Source organism: Polynucleobacter sp. Fuers-14, from assembly GCF_018882045.1.
In the GTDB taxonomy this organism is placed as follows: domain Bacteria; phylum Pseudomonadota; class Gammaproteobacteria; order Burkholderiales; family Burkholderiaceae; genus Polynucleobacter.
In genome coordinates, this window is record NZ_JACVPG010000008.1 from 182,219 (window position 1) to 202,879 (window position 20,661).

Consider the following 20,661-nt stretch of genomic DNA (forward strand, 5'->3'; position numbering starts at 1 on the left):
ATGAAGTTGTTGACACTCGGCATCAATCATCACACAGCGCCGGTCGCCATTCGGGAAAAGGTCGCCTTTGACCCTGAATTTCTTCAAGAAGCGTTGCACGATCTTCGCCAACATTTAGTTGGCGCGAATCAGGCTGGGCTGCCCGAAGCCACAATTTTGTCAACCTGCAACCGCACTGAGGTCTACTGCGCGGCAAATGATGCCAGCGCCGCAGGTCTTTTGCATGAAGCTACTTTCGATTGGTTGGCCAAAACTCAACAGCTTGCACCAAGCAGCCTTGAACCGCACATTTATTCACTGCCGCAATCGGATGCAGTTAGACATGCCTTTAGAGTTGCATGTGGTTTGGATTCGATGGTAATTGGTGAAACACAAATCTTAGGTCAAATGAAAGATGCGGTTCGCACCGCAAATGATGCTGGTGTATTGGGAACCTATCTCAATCAACTTTTCCAGAAAACGTTTGCAGTCGCTAAAGAAGTGCGCGGCTCCACTGAAATCGGTACGCACTCTATTTCAATGGCTGCAGCCTCTGTTCGCCTCTCAGAACGTATCTTTGAAAAAATTGCAGATCAAAAGATTCTATTTATCGGTGCCGGTGAGATGATCACTTTATGTGCAACCCATTTTGTTGCGCGCAAACCGAAGAATGTGGCGATTGCTAACCGCACTATTGAGCGCGGTCAGGAGCTTGCAGATTCCATTTCCTCGCAAGGCGTTGAAGCTGAATCCTTCAAGCTCTCCGAGCTCCCAGGGCGCCTACATGAGTTCGACATTATCGTTTCTAGCACTGCATCATCCTTACCCATCATTGGTCTGGGCATGGTGGAGAGTGCTCTAAAACAGCGTCGCCATAAGCCCATGGTGATGATTGATTTGGCGGTACCAAGAGACTTTGAGCCTGAAATCTCCAGACTGGATGACATCTATCTTTATACCGTTGATGATTTAGGAACGATGATTCAGACTGGTGTCAATTTACGTCAAGCGGCAGTTAGCCAAGCTGAAGCGATCATCGAAGATCGTGTTGGTAACTTTATGCATTGGATGCAAGGTCGTAATGCGGTTCCACTGATTCAGGATATTCAGCAGCAAGGTGAACGTTTGCGTCAGCTTGAACTTGAGCGTGCAATGAAACGCTTGATGCGTGGCGATGATCCACAGGAAGTGCTCAATGCTATGGCACAAGGCCTAACCAATAAATTTCTGCATGGCTCACTCCATGCACTGCAACACTCTAATGGCGCTGAGCGTGACGCCTTGATTAAGTTGTTACCCAAACTATTCGCCTCGCATTCCAAGCCAGAAGACCATTAGATGAAGCCCAGCATGCGGGCTAAGCTAGACCACCTAGATACACGCTTAGCCGAACTTAATTCCTTATTGACCTCCGAAGAAGCAACCAAAGACATGGATGCTTATCGGAAGCTCACGCGTGAACATTCTGATATTGCTACCGTAGTAGAGCAGTTTGGCCTTTATAAGCAAGCCGAGGCGGATGCCCAAGCGGCAGAGGAAATGCGCAAAGATCCCGAGATGAAGGACTTTGCCGATGATGAGCAGAAGCAGGCCCTAGCTACGATGGAAGCGCTTGAGGGCGCATTACAAAAGCTCTTGCTTCCTAAAGATGAAAATGATGATCGCAATGTCTTCTTAGAAATTCGTGCAGGCACTGGTGGTGATGAAAGCGCACTCTTTGCTGGTGATCTGCTACGCATGTATAGCCGCTTTGCTGAACGCCAAGGCTGGCGAGTAGAGATGGTCAGTGCCGCGGAATCTGACTTGGGTGGATATAAAGAAGTGGTCCTTCGTCTTGTTGGGCAGTCTGTTTACTCACGACTCAAGTTTGAATCTGGTGGTCATCGTGTGCAACGTGTTCCACAAACAGAAACGCAGGGTCGTATTCATACATCAGCCTGTACTGTGGCAGTCATGCCAGAAGCAGATGAACTTGAAGCGGTCAAAATTAATCCCGCTGAGTTGCGTATCGATACCTTCCGCGCTTCAGGTGCCGGCGGTCAGCACATTAATAAAACGGATTCTGCAGTCCGTATCACTCACCTGCCAACAGGCACCGTTGTTGAGTGCCAAGACGATCGCAGCCAACACCGCAACCGTGAACAAGCCATGAAGGTATTGGTTTCTCGCATCATGGATGCTAGAGAGCGCGAGAAACATCAACTTGAGGCGCAGACTAGGAAGTCGCTGGTTGGATCGGGCGATCGCAGCGATCGCATTCGCACCTATAACTTCCCACAAGGTCGCATCACCGACCATCGCATCAATCTCACGCTTTATAAAATTGATGCGATGATGGATGGCGATATCGATGATCTTTGCAATGCTCTTGCCTCTGAACATCAAGCAGAGTTACTTGCTGCGCTTGGTGACAGTTAAGCGATAGCGAAACCTGTGAACAAGGATTTGAGCCTAGGGGCTCTATTGAGCGATTCAGCACTAGCCCCTGCTGAGGCAAAAATTCTAATGGCCCATGTCCTTGAAAAGCATTACCAACTTCCACGCTCCGCTTTGCTATCTCGCGATAATCTAGAGCTCAATGCTAAGGCAATTGAAGAGTGGAAAATGCTTGAATCTAAGAGAATTCAGGGCGAGCCGATTGCCTACCTGATCGGTAAAAGAGGCTTTCACAATATTGAGCTTTATGTTGCTCCTGGAGTGCTGATACCGCGCCCCGAAACTGAGCTCTTAGTAGAAATTGGTTTGCGTGAAATCAAACGTTTGAATGCTCCGACCAAAATTCTGGATTTAGGGACGGGCTCGGGTGCGATTGCTTTGGCGATTGCGCATGAAGCTCCAGAGGCGCAACTTACTGCAACCGATCAAGCCATAGAAGCCCTAGATATTGCCAAAATAAATGCCAAGCTATTGAATATTGAGACTCGAGTACAGTTTATTCAGGGTAGCTGGTATGAGGCGATCGAAGCCTGCGCTTCTTTTGACATGATTCTAAGTAATCCGCCATACATCACATCCCAAGATGTACATCTAAGTCAGGGTGACCTGCGCTTTGAGCCGATTTCCGCCCTAACTGATCATGGCAACGGACTGACCTGCTTAGAAACCATTATTTCAGGCGCCCAACACCATCTCAATCCAAATGGCCTACTTGCCGTTGAGCATGGATTTGATCAATCAGAAGCAGTTGTAGCCCTCATGCAGCAAGCGGGTTTTCAGGATATCCAAACACATTTGGATTTAGGCGGCCATTACCGCGTCGCATCAGGCAGAAAATAGGTTGAAATAACCTTTTTTCATATTAAGTCTTAAAATCAATAAAACCTTATTTTCAAACCGTCTTTGCAACAAGACTACCTCAGTAGAAACTTAGTAGAAAGAATATATGGACTCACAAGCTCAAATTAAAGAAATCGTTACTAGCCACCCAGTGGTGTTGTTCATGAAGGGAACTGCGCAGTTTCCACAATGCGGCTTTTCTGGAAACGCTATCAATATCTTGCGCGCTAGCGGTGTTGATAACCTCCATACCGTGAACGTCTTGGAAGATGCTGGCATTCGTCAAGGCATTAAAGAGTTTGCAAATTGGCCAACGATTCCCCAGCTCTATATCAATGGTGAATTTATTGGTGGCTCTGACATCATGACTGAAATGTTCCAGTCTGGCGAACTCCAAAAACTCGTTAAAGCTTAATCAAGTTTTTCGTTGAGACTTTGACTCTGTGACTTTTGATTTAAGCTCTCTTCTACTATTTGGCCTGCCATTTGGAGTTTGTGCAGGACTTTTAGTTTATGCGTTAAACCTGCGCTCTACCGTTGCTCGCGTTGAGCTGCAAGCTCAAACAGAGCTTGCTCTAGCACTCAGCTTACGCACCGAGCGTGACCAAGCGCTACAAAATGCGATTCGCCTTGAAGCGGAGTTAGACTCTGAACGCAAGCAAGGTCTAGGCAGAATTGAATCGCTCAATGAGGCAAAAGAAGCTCTGACAAATCAGTTTAAAAATTTAGCCAATGAGATCCTAGAAGATAAGTCTAAGCGCTTTACCGAACAAAATGCAGCTAGCCTAGATGCCCTACTAAAACCCCTGCAAACCAAACTCACTGAATTTAAAGAGCAAGTCAGCACTTCTTATGGCAATGAAGCTCGTGAGCGCCATGCTCTCAAAAGTGAAATCGAGCGTTTAGCCAATCTCAATCTGCGCATGTCAGATGAAACACGCTCTTTAACTCAGGCTTTAAAGGGTGATTCGAAGGTTCAAGGTAATTGGGGTGAGCTGGTATTAGAGTCCATCCTGGAATCCTCTGGTCTACGCAAGGGTGAAGAATATCTTGTGCAAGACAGTCACACGCAAGTTGATGGCTCACGCCTCCAGCCTGACGTTGTAATTAAGCTGCCAGAAGGCAGAAGCTTGGTTGTTGACAGCAAAGTCTCCATAACGGCCTATGCCCGACATGCTGAAACTACCGACCCCGCAGTTGCAGAGCAAGAACTAGCTGCCCATATTCAGTCTTTGCGACAACATATCCAAGGCCTCTCTGGAAAGAACTATAGCTCGCTTTATGGGGTGGGTTCAGTAGACTTTGTTTTAATGTTTGTACCTATAGAGCCGGCCTTCTTACTCGCATTAAAGACTTCGCCAAATCTATATCAAGAAGCTCTGGCAAAAAATATTGTGTTGGTATGCCCAAGCACTCTCATGGCGACACTGCGCACAGTTGCTCATCTATGGCGACAGGATCATCAAAATCGCAATGCATTAGAAATCGCAAAACAATGCGGCAACCTCTACGATAAGTTTGTAGGCTTTGTAGATGATCTAGAAAAGTTAGGTCAGCGCTTAGATCAAGCGCAAACTAGCTACCACGATGCATTTAACAAATTAAAAACTGGTAAAGGCAATCTCATTCGTTCAGCTGAAAAAGTGCGTGAACTTGGCGTCAAACCCAGTAAGAACTTATCTCCGCCCCTGATTGAGTCTTCATCTGATTTCGAATAATTTAGACAAATAAAAACCCCGCTTAGTTTGCACCAAGCGGGGTTTTTTAATACCGACTACTTAATCAATAATCTGAGTCAGTAAGCAATTAAGCTGATTTACGGCTACGTGATTCCGGTGTAGCAGCTTTCTTAACTTGAGCGATTTGACCTTGTACAGTTTCGATTGCTTGATCAGCAGTTTTTTCTGCGGTAGCAAAAGCTTCTTTGCTTGCAGCGCGGAACTGTTCAAAACCTTGTAATGCGCTACCGTATACAGTCTTGAATGAAGACAAGAAAGTTTCTGAACCAGCTGGTGCATTAGCAGCAACAGTGTTGATCCAATCTTGGAAACTATCTTGTAACTGGTCGATGCTGGCATCAACTACGTTTACAAATTCTTTATTGCTATCGCGCAATACTTTGCTAACTTTCTTTTGGTAAGCAACAGCTTGGTTGCCAGCAGATTGCAAAGTTTCAGCATTTAACATCTCAGTAACTTGCTTAGGATCTTTCGCTGTCAATACTTGTTGAATGCCGTCTTGAGCATTTACCAATACATCTTTAGAGGCAGCGTAGTTCAGTTCAGCCAATTTTTGAGCATTTTCCAAAGCAGCTTCGCTCAAAGAAAATGTAGCCTCGAGGCCTTTGCTGTTAATTTGGGACAATTTAGCGGTGATTTGATCTTGGTTCATGTATTTCTCCAGAAATTAAGTGGTACAACTAGTCAATTAAGCGCACGATTTAAGAGATGGAAAACTGTTGATACCTTAAATATTGCACTGCACCATCAAACTGTAACTGAAGGAATATAACAAATCAAGAAGTTTTTGCTGCTATGCAACAAATATATGCCAAAAAATAAAATAAACTCAATATAATCAATAACTTAATGTCATATCTGAATTCCCACTCCTATCGAAAAGTCGCTATTGCGGCCTGTTTTGGAACTTTTTTGGAGTGGTATGACTTCCTGACATTTGCAACCTTGGCAGTAGTTTTTGCACCACTCTTCTTTCCCTCAACAGACCCCAATACAGCCCTTTTAGCGAGCCTGGCGACTTTTGGCGTTGGAATGGTAGTCAGACCCATTGGAGCGGCCCTATTTGGCTCTATGGGCGATCGGATCGGGCGTAAACCGGTTTTCATGATCACCATTGCATTGATGGGGATAGCAACCGTGAGCGTTGGCTTTTTACCTACTTATGCCCAAGTAGGCATTTGGGCACCCATTCTGCTGGTTGCTCTGCGCTTACTTCAAGGACTCTCTGCTGGCGGTGAAATCGGCGGCAGTGCCGTCTACCTCAGCGAACATTCTGGTGATGAGTACAGGGGATTTAAGACTAGCTTCCTGCAACTGATGGGGCCTCTTGGCATTCTGTTCTCGACTTTGCAAATTGCATTACTCAGAAGTCAGTTGTCACCAGAAGAATTTCAATCTTGGGGCTGGCGTGTGCCATTTTGGATTTCGATTGCGCTATTACTCGTAGCGTTCAAAGCGCGCATGGCTTTAGAAGAAACACCTGTTTTTTTAGAGCTAAATAAATCCCATCAACAATCTGCAAGTCCTCTACTCAATAACTTTCGCGACCCGCAAACTCGCAAACGCATGTTTTTACTCTTCTTCTGCATCTCTGCTGGCGGGGCAGTACTGTTCTTTTGCGTACAAGTCTATACGGCGATTTTTCTAAAAACTTCTGTGAAGCTGGCGCCCGAGTTAGTTGATCAGCTCAGCATTTATGCAACCCTAGCCTTATTTCCGCTCACTATTTTTGCTGGATGGTTATCAGACAAGATGGGTCGTAAACCAGTAGTAGTTTGCGGACTATTCTTAGGTGCTGTATTTATTCTGCCGGCATTTCATCTTCTCAAGAACATTGGCATGGAATATCTCAACAACCCAGCAAATTCTCTAGATCTTATTTTGATTGTCATGCTACTAATCAGCCTATCTCTAGCACTTGCTTTAGTGGTTGGCCCTCAGACTGCAATGTTGGCTGAACTCTTTCCCGCTAAAACCAGAAACAGTGCAGCAACCCTTCCCCATAATCTAGCTGCAGGATGGATTGGTGGCTTGCTTCCTTTAATCGTGACCTGGTTGAATCAACGATGGCAGAGTGATAGCGCTGGACTATGGTATCCAACCATCTTCTTGGCAACTGCAGCAATCATTGCCGCACTATACCTCCCAGAAACCAGAAAAGTTTCCTTACTGGAATAGTGCGCCGGGGTAGGGCCTACAGATATAGCTTGCGAGATAGGCTGCGAAGCTTTTTCCTAAAGCGCTTGCCTTGAACTAAAGCCCTGTCTAAAACGCTAATTTCGATTTCTGAACTTTTCAAACTCTTCTCCCCCAGAAATACAGAGGCGAATTTTTTCATTACAACAGCTGGTGAGAATTCTTTGGAATAACAATCCCATTCTTGCTTATGATGCCAAGCCCTATCAAAACCCAAGAATATTTTCTTAAGCTCATTCGGCCCTTTATACAAAATTGCTTTTGATCCCAAGACATCAATATGATTTCGTTGGGGGGAAAGAGCATACGTAATAACAGGCTTATTGTGCATAGAAAATTCACCGCAAGCCAGGCCAAAGCTCTCACCTATTCCTCTTGCATGAATCATGGCATCGCAAGTATTAATAAAGCTAGACTTAAATGCTGGGTCTGGGTTACCCGAAAGAAAAATAACTTGGGGATGATCTATAAAGCGATCAATATTCATGAACAGAAAATAGATTTGCGAGTTTTTATTAACAAGCTCAGCAATTACCTTCTTCACGAATTGCAAATTAAAACTATCGCTACCGCCATAGCAACCAAAGACCGTAGCACTTTCAGGAATATTCAAATACGATCTCAATGATTTTCCCTCTATAGGCAAATCAATCATATGAGGAACATACGGAATCTTTCCATTGGAGCACTCATCACTCAGCCACTTAGATACATAGGCATAAATATCACCATGCATCTCATCTATTTTTTGCGGGAACACCGAGTGCATTAAATTAGGAACGCCCGAAAGCATATAGTCATCCCGCTCACCCGACTTAATCAGATACATGGTATCAATTAACTTTAATTCAGCCGTCTGCTGAACATCGCTGAACTGGTCGTATGAAACTAAGCGAAATTCTCGTTGAAACTTTTGGAAAACAGAGGGTTGAGCCTGCTCTGAACGGCGATCATAAAAAACGATTGAATCATTTCCTAAGATTTTTTGATTTTGAAATGCGTAATCGAAAATGGCGATATGAGTACCTCGAAGGGACATCAAACCTGCATCAAATCCAATTTTTTTATGTGACATTAGAGAGAGTAAATGCCAAAGAGAAGAGTGGTGCCCCTTGTCCGTCTCGAACAGACCACCTACTGATTACAAAGCAGTTTAACAGTTTCGTCAGGCGGGTCTGCGCCATACAGCCATTGGGCTTGGTTAACATTAAACCACATTGCATCACGTTTTTATTGCCTTGGGTTGACACTTTGTTGATGGATTTTCAATGAGAAGCATTTAGAGCGCATTCGCCCTACACAGTAAGTATGCCTTACTTCTAAAGCCTTGGATTTCTCAAATTAAACACTCAATTTGATTTCTGAGATTTAACAATTCTCTGGGTGCCTGCGCTATCAACTGCAATCTTATCGGTAACTGCCGATGGAAACACCTTGATTTCCTCAAAGCTATATTGCGGCAGATAACTGTTGATCAAATCAACCACGATACGGGCCTGACTAGCATCACGGATACGCTTTCCTGGTTCTCGATCGGATTGATCGGACATCCACAACTTAAACAAAGCAAAAGCACGTGGATCAACCGTATTCATACGAGCCATCTTGCCGTTGACACCAACCACCACTTCACTAAATTTGGGCGCACTGAGTAACCAATCGGCATTACGCGCTTTTACTACCCAAAAATCATCGGTCAGCGCGCTAAAGCGACCAGGCTCGGCATCACTACCGTGACCCATGCGGCGCAAAATATCTACTTCATAACCATCTTTATTTACAGCGGTATAAAGCTGATCGTCACGAAGCGTGAAGGATGGATCAATGCCCTGAAGAAAGCCGAGCATACCGCCAGCAAGCCTATTTTCTTGGGTAAATAGGCTGAGTTTTTTACGGTTATCCCAGAGCAAATCAACATCCCGAGTTGCCAGATGAGCCTCATTCAAGCGGACTCCAGCAGCCGTCTCATAGGCATAAAGTGCGTTAGTGCCAATAATAGTGAACTTGTCAGATAGGCCAGCCTCACTTAACCCAAGTAGGATATCAATAATGATGTTGGGTGTTCTGCCCACCCTTAGCGCACGATTTAGTCGCTGATGCTTTACGGCGGCTTGCTTTAGCCCGGATGAGAGCTCTGCAGCGCGCGCTTTGCCAGCAGTAAATTTGTCGTAGATGGCTTCTGTTTCAGTGCTCTTGGCACCAAGTCCGGTTTGGCCACCTCTAGTAGTGGTGCGCACCAAATACTCTTTACCTTTAACGGCTTTCCAAACCATTCCACCACGAAACTCTGTAGCGCGTAATTTAGCCTGCTCCAAAGCAGTAAAGGCGCTTTTGGCATCAATGTACTGCCGGATGGAATCTTCCGGAAGATCCACTATTTCCAAGTTATTTTGCATTTTACTAAATTACTTGGAAACTTAAATTTTGTCAATCAAAACTCTACAAGCTCGCGCTGAAAACCAATAAAAAAGGGCTCACTAGCCGTTAAGCAGTGAGCCTTATATCTATTGGTGCCCCTTGTCCGACTCGAACAGACCACCTACTGATTACAAATCAGTTGCTCTACCAGATGAGCTAAAGGGGCAACGATTGATATTTTATCCTATTTCACAATCTTCAAGGATGGTCTCGTAGTTTTGGGTTTTTCGGGGGATTGATCTTCAGAGTCCGCGATATGAAGATCACGGGCCTGAGCTGGATCAAATGGGAAAGACATCCCTTGACCATTCTCCCGAGCGTATATAGCTAGAACATGGGTGACCGGAACCATGATCTTTCTTGGAATGCCGCCAAATCTGGCCTGAAAGCTAATCCAATCGTTTTCTATTGCCAACTGATGGCAAGCTTCCACGGAGAGATTTAGAACAATCTCATCGTTCTTCACAAACTCCATGGGAACCTCAACCCTGGCATCCACAAAAACCGCTATGAAGGGCGTAAAACCAAAATCCGTGCACCACTGATGTAGGGCACGGATTAGATAAGGTTTATTGCTTGGAATGTCAGACATGCCGAGGAGTCATGAACCGCTAGAAATGCTTAGCGGCGCATTACCTTCTCAGAAGGAGTCAAAGCCTCGATATACGCAGGTCTGCTAAAAATACGCTCAGCGTATTTCAACAAAGCCGCTGCATTGCGAGAGAGATCGATGCCATAGTGCTCAAGACGCCATAACAATGGTGCAATCGCAACATCTAGCATAGAGAACTCGTCACCCAGCATGTATTTGTTTTTAACAAAAATTGGTGCTAACTGAGTCAAACGATCACGAATCGCTAAACGCGCTTTTTCATGAGTCTTTTCAGCAGCTTTACCTTTTTCATTTTCCAAAGCGGCTACGTGCACAAACAATTCTTTCTCAAAATTGAAGAGGAAGAGGCGTGCACGTGCGCGTGCAACTGGATCAGGCGGCATTAATTGTGGGTGAGGAAAACGCTCATCAATATATTCATTGATGATGTTTGACTCGTACAAAATTAAATCACGCTCAACCAAGATAGGTACCTGGCCGTAAGGATTCATTACTGAAATATCTTCAGGCTTATTAAACAAGTCGACATCGCGGATTTCAAAATCCATGCCTTTTTCAAAAAGCACCAAACGGCAGCGTTGCGAGAATGGGCAGTTAGTACCCGAGTACAACACCATCATAAATTTATTTCCTTAAATTTCTACTTCAATACAACAAACGCACAACAGCGTTAAATCTTTTCACTAATGGGCCCTAGCCTCAGGACCCATCAAATTCAATTAGTGAATATCTTTCCAATAGGCTTTATTCAAACGCCAAGCCAACAGGGTAAAGATTGCCAAGAACAAGAGCACTACTACACCAAGACGCTTACGCTCCAACTGAACTGGCTCAGCCATCCATGACATGAAAGCGACTAAGTCGGCGATATTGTCGTCATACTCTTGTGTGCTCATTTTGCCGGGAGTTAACTGCTCAAAGCCAACAAAGACTTCTTCTGTTCTGCTTGGGTCATGTGGGTCTTTGTGCTCTTCAAACTTGGCAGCACGCTCGCCCTGCAACTGCCAGAGAACGTGTGGCATACCGACCTTAGGATAGACCAAATTATTCCAACCAGTTTGTGTCGTGTCGTCTTTGTAGAAAGTGCGGAAGTAGGTGTAAAGCCAGTCCGCTCCACGAGCACGCGCCTCAACTGATAAGTCAGGCGGAGTCTTACCAAACCAAGCTTTAGCTTCTTTTGGTGTCATCGAGATGGTCATCAAGTCACCCACTTTGGCATCAGTCAAAATGAGGTTATCTTTGATTTGTTGATCGGTTAAACCAATATCGCGCAACCGGTTGTAACGCATGCTTGCGGCTGCATGGCAGTTCAAGCAGTAGTTCACAAATAACTTTGCACCGTTTTGCAATGAGGCATTGTTACTAACGCGGTTGGGGGCTTGATCCAAAGGAAAGCCACCCTCATTTGCATTGGCATTCACGCCAAAGCTCAGGGCCGCAACCAATACTGTTGCTTGGCAGACGCCCATCAAAGTTTGCAGAATTTGTTTCATACTAATTCCTAAGTTCTCTTTGCCAGTATCTCAGGCGTGAATTAATGGGACTTAAAAGTAACGCGTGTTGGAACTGGCTTAAATTTACCAAGCGTGCTCCAGAACGGCATTCCTAAGAAGAAGCCCAGATAATAAATAGTGCATACCTGAGAAATCTTTTCAAACACTGGTGATGGTGGCTGAATACCTAAGTAACCCAAGATCACAAAGCTCACCACAAATACACCATAAATATACTTATGGAAATCTGGGCGATAGCGGATAGATTTCACAGGTGAGTGATCAAGCCAAGGCAAGAAGAACATGATCACAACAGAACCGCCCATGATCACAACACCCCAGAACTTAGCATCAAATAAATAGAAGCCACCTGCCAATACGAGAGCGATTGCAGCACATGCGCCCTTCACCTTGAGATTTTTAGTCTTCAGAGCAAACATTCCGAGAATGACTGCTAAGAAGATCCATAAAGGCAGCAAGAAGTTCGTTGTAGTTGCACGCAACATTGAGTAGAAAGGTGTGAAATACCAAACAGGGGCAATGTGCGGAGGTGTTTGGAATGGGTTCGCCGGAACGAAGTTATTTGCCTCGAGGAAGTAACCGCCCATCTCTGGTGCAAAGAACACGATACATGCAAACACCATCAAGAATCCACCCAAATACATTACATCATGCACGCTGTAATAAGGATGGAATGGGATGCCATCAACTGGATGGCCGTTCGCATCTAAGTTCTCTTTAATTTCAACGCCATCTGGATTGTTTGAACCCACTTCATGCAGAGCCAAAATATGGGCTGCAACCAAGCCAACCAATACCAATGGAATTGCAATCACATGGAATGCAAAGAAGCGATTGAGGGTTGCATCGCCCACAACATAGTCGCCACGAAGCCATAAAGATAGATCTGGGCCAATGAATGGAATTGCAGAGAACAAGTTCACAATCACTTGAGCTCCCCAGTAGGACATTTGACCCCATGGGAGCAAGTAACCGAAGAATGCTTCACCCATCAAACACAAGAAAATTGCGCAACCGAAGATCCAAATGAGCTCACGTGGTTTGCGATAAGAACCGTAGATCAAACCACGGAACATATGCATATAAACCACCACGAAGAACATAGAGGCGCCAGTGGAGTGCATATAGCGAATCACCCAGCCCCATGGAACTTCACGCATGATGTATTCAACTGACTCAAAAGCCTTCGCAGCATCAGGCTTGTAGTTCATGGTCAAGAAAATACCGGTCAGTATCTGATTTACCAACACTACGATTGCTAATGCACCAAAAATATAGAAGAAATTTAGATTTTTTGGAGCGTAGTACTCGCTCATATGACGCTTAAATGCTTCTGTTACAGGTAGACGTGAGTCAACCCAAGCCATTAGCTTTTGGGCTACAGAAGCGTCTGCTGGAACTTCTTTTTCGTGGAATGCCATTTATCTCTCCTTAGGCCTTCTTATCTTCGCCAACTAGAATCTTGGTGTCGCTCAAATACATGTGTGGTGGCACTTCAAGATTATCTGGGGCTGGTTTGTTCTTAAATACACGGCCTGCCATATCGAATGTGGAACCATGGCATGGGCAAAGGAAGCCGCCTGGCCAAGTGTTTGGTAGGGATGGCTGAGGACCAGCCTCAAACTTAGCATTAGGAGAGCATCCCAAATGGGTGCAAATACCAACCACTACCAGGTACTCAGGCTTGATAGAGCGCCACTGATTCTGAGCATAAGGAGGTGTGAATTGGGATGGGTCACGCAATGAATTCGGATCAGCCAATTCGCTATCAATTTTAGATAACTCAGCAACTTGCTCAGGTGTACGACGAACTACCCAAACAGGCTTACCGCGCCACTCCACCATTCTCATTTCATCTGGCTGCATACCAGAGATATCGATTTCAACAGCAGCTCCAGCGGCTTTTGCGCGCTCAGAAGGCTCAAAACTGTCTACAAAAGGGTAAAGGGCTGCGGCTGCACCTACGCCACCAACCGCCGATGTGGCGATCAACCAGTTACGGCGATCCTTGTCCATACAGGGCTTGTCACTCATTTACAAAATTCCTAAAAAGGGTATTTATGGGTGGAAATTGCTTAAAGGTAGGATTTTAAAGTAAAAAGTGGGGTAAGCAAGAAAGTTATGGGGTTAATCTGCATCTATAAGAGAAAGGAAGCATTTATGAGCGTTTTAAAGGAGTTTCGGGACTTTGCCGTAAGGGGCAATGTGATCGATTTGGCGGTGGGCGTTATTATTGGTGGGGCCTTTGGGAAAATCGTTGATTCCCTGGTAAATGACATCGTTATGCCAGTAATCTCCACCCTTTTAGGGGGTCATATCGACTTTACCAACCTATTTATCGTCCTAGGACATGTTCCAGAGGGGGTACCTAGAACCTTTGATGCCCTGAAAAAAGCCGGGGTGCCCATCTTTGCCTATGGCAATTTCATCACTATTTCCATCAACTTCACCCTTTTAGCCTTTGTCATCTTCCAGATGGTCAAAGTAGTTAATAAGATCCGTCTCATGGATGCCCCTCCCCCTCCCCCTGTTCCAGAGGATGTGGTTTTGCTTCGTGAAATTCGCGACAGTCTAAAAAAATAATTTATCTAATCATTCTTATCAAGAAGCACGAAAGCAATCGCAATTCATTTTCCAAAATGGTTTGCGATCTCTTCTGTAGGTCATAAATATTACTAAAGCACATCTTTAATGAACCCTCTTCTCAATAAATATTGGCTCTTGTTTGCGCAGGCTGTCACCGTGATGTTGGCAGCTTTGTTTATTGTTGCCACCTTAAAACCAGAGTGGCTTTCAGAGTCTAGGGTAGGCTCTTTGGTTGATACGGTCTCGCTAAAAGAAAGTAATTACGATGGCCAGCTCAGTCCCGGCTCCTATCACGAAGCTGTTAAGCGCTCAATGCCAGCAGTAGTCAATATATTTACTAGCAAAGCTTCCGCCAAACCAAAGACTCGAAAGGGTGGAAGCCCAAATTCTGCAGACCCTTTATTTAAATTCTTTTTTGGGGATCAGCCCCCAGAAGAAGAGCCTAGCTCTAGCCTTGGATCTGGAGTCTTGGTTAGTCCAGAAGGCTACATCTTGACTAACCATCATGTCATTAGCGATGCGGATGACATTGATGTGGCTTTATCAGATGGCCGAAAAGTAAAAGCGAAAGTGATCGGTAGCGATCCAGAAACTGACATTGCTGTATTGAAAATTGAAGCCAAAAAATTACCTACCCCAATTACGCTGGGCAAAGTTGAGTCTGTGCATGTAGGTGATGTGGTTCTAGCAATTGGCAACCCATTTGGCGTTGGCCAAACAGTAACTTCTGGCATTGTTTCCGCCTTAGGCCGTGATCACGTAGGTATCAATACCTTTGAAAACTTTATTCAAACCGATGCGGCAATTAATCCCGGAAACTCAGGTGGCGCACTGATTGATACCCGCGGGAATCTGATTGGCATAAACACTGCGATCTACTCAAATAATGGCGGGTCTATGGGCATTGGATTTGCAATCCCCGTCAATCTTGCCAAGCAAGTTATGGAGTCCATCCTAGCCAAGGGCAGCGTTACTAGGGGGTGGATAGGAGTCGAGCCTCAGAACCTCTCCAAGGAACTCTCCGAGTCCCTGGGACTGCCTGCCAATACAGAAGGTGTTCTCATATCTGGCGTGCTTGAGAATGGCCCTGCAGTACGCGGAGGGATAAAGCCAGGAGATGTGCTGATTGCGGTAAACGGCAATCCAATTAAGGACGTGCGGAGCCTACTGAATCAAATTGCTCAAATCAGTCCAGGTAATGTTGCTAAGCTCACGATTCTACGCAAAGGTAAAGAAATGGAGCTAACGGCTCAAACTGGAGAGCGCCCAAAAGCGAATCAACTTGCTAACTAACGAATCAGTTTGTTAAAGGCTAATGGGCCAATATTTTTGATAGGAACTCTTTTGCTCTTGGTGAGCGAGCCTCGGGATTATCAAAAAACTCGGCTTTGCTGCAATCTTCAACAATGCGGCCTTGATCCATGAAGATCACACGATGACTCACCTTTCTAGCAAAACCCATCTCGTGTGTAACGCAGCACATTGTCATACCTTCGTTAGCAAGCTTAACCATCACATCCAAAACTTCACCGACCATTTCGGGATCCAGGGCAGAAGTAGGTTCATCAAATAACATCACTATCGGGTCCATGCTTAACGCCCTAGCAATGGCAACTCGCTGTTGCTGACCGCCGGATAATTGGCCTGGAAATTTATCTTTCTGTGCTAGCAACCCCACACGCTCTAAATACTTAAGCCCATGCTTGTTCGCTTCATCGGTGCTTCGTCCTAACACCTTCATTTGCGCAAGCGTTAAATTTTCTGAAACGCTTAAATGCGGAAAAAGCTCGAAGTGCTGAAATACCATACCTACCCTAGCGCGTAGCTTAGGTAGGTTAGTTTTTGGGTCATGTAACTGGATCCCATCAACCGATATCTCCCCCTTTTGAAATGGCTCTAATGCATTAATTGTCTTAATTAGAGTGGATTTACCTGAGCCTGATGGTCCACAGATAACTACCACCTCTCCCTTCTGGATCGTTGCACTGCAATCAGTCAGCACTTGAAAGGAGCCGTACCACTTTGATACGTTACGAAGTTCAATCATGATGTATTAGTAACTTAAGAAATAATTAACGAATGATGGCGACTTTGGCATGAATCTTGCGCACTACCTTAGACAGCGAGAAACAAATAAGGAAATACGTAAAAGCAGCCAAGAGGTAAGTCTCTATTGGACGGCCATAATTTTTACCTGCAATCTCAAAGCCCTTGAGTAAATCATAAGCACCAATTGCATAAACCAAGGATGTATCTTGAAATAAAACAATGGTTTGCGTCATAAAGACAGGAATCATATTTCTAAAGGCTTGCGGAAGAACAATAAAGCGCATGTTTTGCCCGTAAGTCATTCCTAACGCTTCCGCTGCATATGCCTGCCCTTTTGGAACTGACTGAATGCCGGCCCTTACAATCTCCGAAAAAAAGGCAGCCTCAAATGCAATGAAGGTAATGGTGGCGGATAAGTCAGCGCCAATGGGTTTACCAATCAGCATTGGTATTAAAAGGAAGAACCAGAGGATAACCATCACCAATGGAATTGAGCGCATGGTGTTAACGTAAAAAGTGGCTGGATATACCAATGATGGCTTCCCGGATAAACGCATCAGCGCCAAGAACGTACCAAATATTATTCCGCCAATAGTGGCAAGCACCGTTAGCTGCATACTGAAGAGCAAGCCCTTCAGGATGTAATTAGTAAACAGTTCCCAGTTATAGAAACTTAGGTCCAGACTAAACATTTAGTGAGCCCCCGCATCGCTAGAAGCCACAATGAAGCCGGGTATGCGAGTTCTTTTTTCAATCAATGCCATCACACGATTCACTGCAAATGCAGATACAGCATACAAGAATGTTACTGCCAAATAGATCTCTACACCATGCGATGTTTCCTCTTGAGCTTGCATTGCAAATAAGGTGAGCTCAGGAACTGAAACTGCAAACGCCACGGATGAATTCTTAATCAGATTCATGCTCTCGGAAGTGAGTGGAGGAATAACAATACGCAATGCCATCGGCAAAATGACATATCGATAACCTTGTGCGGTCGTCAGGCCTAAGGCAGTTGCTGCCATGCGCTGACCACTTGGTAGCGCCTGAATCCCCGCTCTCACTTGCTCAGCAATACGCGCAGAGGTAAAAAATCCTAACGCAATACTGACCAACCAATAGGAAGGTAAAGCCTTTAAAGGTAAGACAAAAGCAGGAATCACGTGATACCAAAGAAATACCTGCACGAGGATAGGAATGTTTCTAAAGAGCTCAACCCACGCTGTTGAAAATCGCACCAACCATTTGTTTAAAGTGCCGGTCTGCGGCAGCGTGCGAAATGTTCCCATCACCGCACCTAAGACCAAGGCAATAGCCAGTCCTAAGATCGCAACTGCTAAGGTCCAACCCCAGGCCTTGAAAAGCCAATCCAAGTAACTTGGGTCAGCATTTTTCCCAAGTCCAAATAATGAAGAGAAGCAGTGATCAACCGCTTCTCCATCTAAGGTGCTCTTACAAAAGACACCTAAATCTAATGACATAGTGGAAACTTATTTTCTATTGATTACTTCTTGTTGTAGTCTTCTGCAGGTTTGTCATTCAAATTAGCCCAGGCATTTTTAGTTGCTGGAGATAGCTCAAGACCAACAACGATATTTTTTGGTGGAATTGGCGACAAGAACCACTTATTCCACAGTCCAGGCATTTTGCCATTCGCAACAATCTTCGCAATTGCTGCATTTACAGCAGCCTTGAACTCGGGATCATTTTTAGGAACCATAATGGCAATTGGCTCAGTACTCAAAACTTCACCAACAATTTTGTAATCTTTTGGATTCTTAGAGTTGGCAATATTTCCAGCCAAAATAGATCCGTCCATGACGAATGCATCGGCGCGTCCAGACTCCAGCAATAAGAAACTATCGGCATGGTCTTTTCCAAATACTTCATCAAAATTGACGCCAGTCGCTTTTTCATTTTTGCGCAAGAGCTGCACAGAGGTAGTGCCAGTAGTAGTTGCTACTTTTTTACCATTTAAATCAGCAATCGACTTAATTCCTGAATTTGCCTTTACAGCAATCCGTACTTCTTCCACGTACAAGGTATTGGCAAAGCCAACATCTTTAGCCCGGTTTACGTTATTAGTGGTTGTGCCGCACTCAATATCTACAGTACCGTTTTGCACTAAAGGCACGCGATTTTGAGAAGTAACAGGCTGATAATTGATGCGCAGAGTGTTCATGCCCAATTTATCTTTGATGTCGCCCAAAATCATGCGGCAAATTTCGACATGGTATCCGTCAAATCGGCTATCGCCCGTGGTATAGGACATCGGTATAGAGGATTCGCGCACTCCCATGGTAACTGCGCCAGAGGATTTAATCTTATCCATAGTTGCACTGGCAGCATATGCACTAGATGTAAAAACGAGCGATGCGAGTAGTACAAATGGTGCTGACCTAGAGAAAAGTGAATTGCTATATTTTCTTCTCAACATTTTTAACCTTTTTTTTCGTTATTGATGAATTTCATCATATGGCACATTTCCAAAAGACACTGCACATGCTATTAGTCATCCCACTTTTTAGCAGACTTTTCAGCTTTAATCTACAGAAAATGCTTTATCTAAGTGCATCTACTTAGAGTTTTGATTAAATGTAGTGATATTCATTAGCCTATCAGCGATCTTTTAATTTAATACTCAGCAAAAAGTATAAGAAAAACACACTGTGTCACTAGAGCGGGCTCACCGCATACCAAACCAATTTTCCACTAGCTTAAGCTAGCTTTTAATTAGAAAGCGTGACACCTAGCTAAAACCAAGATGCAGCTGGTCTTGTCCTGGTGGTCAGCTTCGAATGAGCTACTCATACCACCAGCAAAACCAGGCGCGCCCTATTGATTGCCATTGCATTTTTCAGATATGTGAACTGTAAAGCCCTACCAATAGCCTCCCAGAGCTTTAATCAGAAGTACACGATCAATTAATAATTGGGTCTGATAATCCACTTTAACTGTCTCAGCCTTTGATTTTTCAATCGCCGCATCTACTATTTCTAGGTAGCCAGCAATTCCCTCTCGATACCGCGCCGTCGAAATTTTAAAGGTTTTGTCTGAATACATGAGACTGTTATCAACATTCGTCAAAGATTCTTCGCGATTTTTTAACTGTACTAACACGTCCTCAACTTCTTTAATAGCTGAAAGTACAGTATTTTTATATACAGCTGTATTTTCTGCATTACGCGCAATAGCCTGATCAACTATTGCCGATCTTCTGCCACCATCAAAGATGGTTAAAAAAGCTAGCGGTCCAATTGTCCAAAATGCATTTGGCGCCGCGAGAATATTAGCTTGATTTGCTGTTTGATAGCCTCCGAACGCCGACAATGAGATCACCGGAAAGAAGGCGCTTCTTGCTACACCAATTTCTGCATTACTAGCAGCGACTCTTCGCTCGGCAGAAGCAACATCCGGTCTTCGCTCAAGCAATGTCGAGGGAATGGATACTGCAACTGGAGGCATCTTAAAGTCAGCAATTCCACCCTTTGGCAAAGAGAAGGAGGATGGTGACTCACCGACGAGCACAGCAATGACATGCTCAAGTTGTGCACGCCGAGTTTGCAAGGATTTTTCACGTATTCGACCAGCCTCAACCAAGCCCTGTACTCTATAAAAGTCTACGCCCGAATTAATTCCCTCTTTGTAGCGCTTTTGCATTAAATCCGCTTGCTTTTGATACAACTCCAAATCATGCTGCAAAATCATCTGCTGCGATTCAATGCCACGCATGGCAATATAACTATTGACTAGATCTGCCTGGATAATGAGTCGCACGGACTCAAGATCTTCCTGACTGGCTTCGGCCAACGCAGATGCAGAATCGATACCCGATCGAACACGACCCCATAAATCTAGCTCATAGGTTGCCAAACCGCCAAAAAAGTTATTATCGTAAATAGTGGGCTGATTCGCACCGCGGAGTGGCCTGCCAACAGACTGTCGATTCTCAGTAGCAGCACCAGTAACAGCAATCTGTGGATATAAACCAGCATTGTTCACTGCTAGAAAAGCACTCGCATTCTCATAGCGCGCTACCGCAGCTGCAATTTGAAAATTACCAGCATCAGTCTTTGCGACTAATTGATCTAATACTGGGTCACCAAAGTTTTTCCACCAGGGGCCTCTTTGCATCTGGTCGGCGGGCTTAGCGACCACCCAGTCTTGAGAAATTTCCTTAAAGTTACCGGACATTTGCACTTCGGGGCGCTTATAGTCTGGGGCAAAAGAGCATCCATAGCATAGACTAAGCAGTCCAATACTTACGGCAAGACGAATATTGTTTGTCATG

The 20,661-nt window shown here is 44.8% G+C and carries 21 protein-coding genes and 1 tRNA gene; 8 read left to right on the top strand and 14 right to left on the bottom strand.

What is annotated here, in order from left to right:
• From hemA to ICN40_RS06255, 5 genes are all read left to right on the top strand, one after another.
• Positions 1-1,317, top strand: a complete 1,317-nt coding sequence (gene hemA / locus ICN40_RS06235; RefSeq protein WP_216242861.1) for a glutamyl-tRNA reductase — start codon at positions 1-3, stop codon at positions 1,315-1,317.
• Entirely contained in the window at positions 1,318-2,397 is a 1,080-nt protein-coding gene (gene prfA / locus ICN40_RS06240; RefSeq protein ID WP_216242862.1) for a peptide chain release factor 1, read from the top strand.
• Positions 2,398-2,442: 45 nt separating this feature from the next.
• Positions 2,443-3,255 (top strand): peptide chain release factor N(5)-glutamine methyltransferase, encoded by an 813-nt coding sequence (gene prmC / locus ICN40_RS06245; RefSeq protein WP_255561242.1) that lies wholly within the window; start codon positions 2,443-2,445, stop codon positions 3,253-3,255.
• 106 nt (positions 3,256-3,361) lie between these two features.
• Entirely contained in the window at positions 3,362-3,670 is a 309-nt protein-coding gene (gene grxD, locus ICN40_RS06250; RefSeq protein WP_216242866.1) for a Grx4 family monothiol glutaredoxin, read from the top strand.
• 28 nt (positions 3,671-3,698) lie between these two features.
• Positions 3,699-4,973, top strand: a complete 1,275-nt coding sequence (locus tag ICN40_RS06255) for a DNA recombination protein RmuC (protein ID WP_216242869.1) — start codon at positions 3,699-3,701, stop codon at positions 4,971-4,973.
• Between the two features lie 88 nt (positions 4,974-5,061).
• Here the strand turns inward: ICN40_RS06255 and ICN40_RS06260 are convergent, their stop codons facing one another.
• Positions 5,062-5,646 (bottom strand): phasin family protein, encoded by a 585-nt coding sequence (locus tag ICN40_RS06260; RefSeq protein WP_216242871.1) that lies wholly within the window; start codon positions 5,644-5,646, stop codon positions 5,062-5,064.
• A 197-nt stretch (positions 5,647-5,843) separates the two neighbouring features.
• Between ICN40_RS06260 and ICN40_RS06265 the strand changes: the two genes are divergently transcribed.
• The gene (locus ICN40_RS06265; protein ID WP_216242872.1) at positions 5,844-7,172 is read left to right on the top strand and encodes an MFS transporter; all 1,329 of its coding nucleotides are present in this window, start codon (positions 5,844-5,846) and stop codon (positions 7,170-7,172) included.
• Between the two features lie 16 nt (positions 7,173-7,188).
• On the opposite strand, the gene ICN40_RS06270 is transcribed toward ICN40_RS06265, so the two are convergent.
• From ICN40_RS06270 to petA, 8 genes are all read right to left on the bottom strand, one after another.
• Positions 7,189-8,265: a hypothetical protein gene (locus ICN40_RS06270; protein ID WP_216242873.1), complete on the bottom strand. Its 1,077-nt coding sequence runs from the start codon at positions 8,263-8,265 to the stop codon at positions 7,189-7,191.
• Between the two features lie 274 nt (positions 8,266-8,539).
• Entirely contained in the window at positions 8,540-9,586 is a 1,047-nt protein-coding gene (locus ICN40_RS06275) for a nucleotidyltransferase domain-containing protein (RefSeq protein WP_216242875.1), read from the bottom strand.
• Between the two features lie 112 nt (positions 9,587-9,698).
• Positions 9,699-9,774: transfer RNA gene (locus tag ICN40_RS06280), tRNA-Thr, on the bottom strand.
• An 18-nt stretch (positions 9,775-9,792) separates the two neighbouring features.
• Entirely contained in the window at positions 9,793-10,200 is a 408-nt protein-coding gene (locus ICN40_RS06285) for a ClpXP protease specificity-enhancing factor (protein WP_216242877.1), read from the bottom strand.
• Between the two features lie 29 nt (positions 10,201-10,229).
• A complete protein-coding gene (locus tag ICN40_RS06290) occupies positions 10,230-10,841 on the bottom strand; it encodes a glutathione S-transferase N-terminal domain-containing protein (RefSeq protein WP_028819209.1) in 612 nt (203 codons plus the stop codon).
• A gap of 99 nt (positions 10,842-10,940) precedes the next feature.
• Positions 10,941-11,714, bottom strand: coding sequence for a cytochrome c1 (locus ICN40_RS06295; RefSeq protein ID WP_072584014.1), 774 nt, complete (start codon positions 11,712-11,714; stop codon positions 10,941-10,943).
• Between the two features lie 41 nt (positions 11,715-11,755).
• Complete coding sequence (locus ICN40_RS06300) at positions 11,756-13,156, bottom strand: cytochrome bc complex cytochrome b subunit (protein WP_216242879.1); 1,401 nt, start codon at positions 13,154-13,156, stop codon at positions 11,756-11,758.
• 10 nt (positions 13,157-13,166) lie between these two features.
• On the bottom strand, positions 13,167-13,769 hold the full coding sequence (gene petA / locus ICN40_RS06305) for a ubiquinol-cytochrome c reductase iron-sulfur subunit (protein ID WP_072584012.1): 603 nt from the start codon (positions 13,767-13,769) through the stop codon (positions 13,167-13,169).
• A 126-nt stretch (positions 13,770-13,895) separates the two neighbouring features.
• Here petA and mscL point away from each other — a divergent pair, with 126 nt between their 5' ends.
• The gene (mscL, locus tag ICN40_RS06310; RefSeq protein ID WP_216242882.1) at positions 13,896-14,318 is read left to right on the top strand and encodes a large conductance mechanosensitive channel protein MscL; all 423 of its coding nucleotides are present in this window, start codon (positions 13,896-13,898) and stop codon (positions 14,316-14,318) included.
• Positions 14,319-14,426: 108 nt separating this feature from the next.
• Positions 14,427-15,614 (top strand): Do family serine endopeptidase, encoded by a 1,188-nt coding sequence (locus tag ICN40_RS06315; protein WP_216242884.1) that lies wholly within the window; start codon positions 14,427-14,429, stop codon positions 15,612-15,614.
• 19 nt (positions 15,615-15,633) lie between these two features.
• Here ICN40_RS06315 and ICN40_RS06320 read toward each other — a convergent pair whose 3' ends face one another.
• The 5 genes from ICN40_RS06320 to ICN40_RS06340 all read right to left on the bottom strand — a co-directional run bounded on the left by ICN40_RS06320 (position 15,634) and on the right by ICN40_RS06340 (position 20,660).
• On the bottom strand, positions 15,634-16,368 hold the full coding sequence (locus ICN40_RS06320) for an amino acid ABC transporter ATP-binding protein (RefSeq protein ID WP_216242886.1): 735 nt from the start codon (positions 16,366-16,368) through the stop codon (positions 15,634-15,636).
• A 25-nt stretch (positions 16,369-16,393) separates the two neighbouring features.
• The gene (locus tag ICN40_RS06325) at positions 16,394-17,062 is read right to left on the bottom strand and encodes an amino acid ABC transporter permease (RefSeq protein ID WP_216242887.1); all 669 of its coding nucleotides are present in this window, start codon (positions 17,060-17,062) and stop codon (positions 16,394-16,396) included.
• Positions 17,063-17,851: an amino acid ABC transporter permease gene (locus tag ICN40_RS06330; protein WP_216242888.1), complete on the bottom strand. Its 789-nt coding sequence runs from the start codon at positions 17,849-17,851 to the stop codon at positions 17,063-17,065.
• 23 nt (positions 17,852-17,874) lie between these two features.
• The gene (locus tag ICN40_RS06335) at positions 17,875-18,702 is read right to left on the bottom strand and encodes an amino acid ABC transporter substrate-binding protein (RefSeq protein ID WP_374222784.1); all 828 of its coding nucleotides are present in this window, start codon (positions 18,700-18,702) and stop codon (positions 17,875-17,877) included.
• A gap of 548 nt (positions 18,703-19,250) precedes the next feature.
• The gene (locus ICN40_RS06340; RefSeq protein ID WP_216242892.1) at positions 19,251-20,660 is read right to left on the bottom strand and encodes an efflux transporter outer membrane subunit; all 1,410 of its coding nucleotides are present in this window, start codon (positions 20,658-20,660) and stop codon (positions 19,251-19,253) included.
• Position 20,661: the final 1 nt, after the last annotated feature.

What these genes read in the sequence shown, in the direction of transcription:
- hemA (WP_216242861.1), top strand. Translation starts at nt 1, where the DNA reads ATGAAGTTGTTGACACTCGGCATCAATCATCACACAGCGCCGGTCGCC.
- prfA (WP_216242862.1), top strand. Translation starts at nt 1,318, where the DNA reads ATGAAGCCCAGCATGCGGGCTAAGCTAGACCACCTAGATACACGCTTA.
- grxD (WP_216242866.1), top strand. Translation starts at nt 3,362, where the DNA reads ATGGACTCACAAGCTCAAATTAAAGAAATCGTTACTAGCCACCCAGTG.
- ICN40_RS06260 (WP_216242871.1), bottom strand. Translation starts at nt 5,646, where the DNA reads ATGAACCAAGATCAAATCACCGCTAAATTGTCCCAAATTAACAGCAAA.
- ICN40_RS06265 (WP_216242872.1), top strand. Translation starts at nt 5,844, where the DNA reads ATGTCATATCTGAATTCCCACTCCTATCGAAAAGTCGCTATTGCGGCC.
- ICN40_RS06270 (WP_216242873.1), bottom strand. Translation starts at nt 8,265, where the DNA reads ATGTCACATAAAAAAATTGGATTTGATGCAGGTTTGATGTCCCTTCGA.
- ICN40_RS06275 (WP_216242875.1), bottom strand. Translation starts at nt 9,586, where the DNA reads ATGCAAAATAACTTGGAAATAGTGGATCTTCCGGAAGATTCCATCCGG.
- ICN40_RS06285 (WP_216242877.1), bottom strand. Translation starts at nt 10,200, where the DNA reads ATGTCTGACATTCCAAGCAATAAACCTTATCTAATCCGTGCCCTACAT.
- ICN40_RS06290 (WP_028819209.1), bottom strand. Translation starts at nt 10,841, where the DNA reads ATGATGGTGTTGTACTCGGGTACTAACTGCCCATTCTCGCAACGCTGC.
- ICN40_RS06295 (WP_072584014.1), bottom strand. Translation starts at nt 11,714, where the DNA reads ATGAAACAAATTCTGCAAACTTTGATGGGCGTCTGCCAAGCAACAGTA.
- ICN40_RS06300 (WP_216242879.1), bottom strand. Translation starts at nt 13,156, where the DNA reads ATGGCATTCCACGAAAAAGAAGTTCCAGCAGACGCTTCTGTAGCCCAA.
- petA (WP_072584012.1), bottom strand. Translation starts at nt 13,769, where the DNA reads ATGAGTGACAAGCCCTGTATGGACAAGGATCGCCGTAACTGGTTGATC.
- mscL (WP_216242882.1), top strand. Translation starts at nt 13,896, where the DNA reads ATGAGCGTTTTAAAGGAGTTTCGGGACTTTGCCGTAAGGGGCAATGTG.
- ICN40_RS06315 (WP_216242884.1), top strand. Translation starts at nt 14,427, where the DNA reads ATGAACCCTCTTCTCAATAAATATTGGCTCTTGTTTGCGCAGGCTGTC.
- ICN40_RS06320 (WP_216242886.1), bottom strand. Translation starts at nt 16,368, where the DNA reads ATGATTGAACTTCGTAACGTATCAAAGTGGTACGGCTCCTTTCAAGTG.
- ICN40_RS06325 (WP_216242887.1), bottom strand. Translation starts at nt 17,062, where the DNA reads ATGTTTAGTCTGGACCTAAGTTTCTATAACTGGGAACTGTTTACTAAT.
- ICN40_RS06330 (WP_216242888.1), bottom strand. Translation starts at nt 17,851, where the DNA reads ATGTCATTAGATTTAGGTGTCTTTTGTAAGAGCACCTTAGATGGAGAA.
- ICN40_RS06335 (WP_374222784.1), bottom strand. Translation starts at nt 18,702, where the DNA reads ATGGATAAGATTAAATCCTCTGGCGCAGTTACCATGGGAGTGCGCGAA.
- ICN40_RS06340 (WP_216242892.1), bottom strand. Translation starts at nt 20,660, where the DNA reads ATGACAAACAATATTCGTCTTGCCGTAAGTATTGGACTGCTTAGTCTA.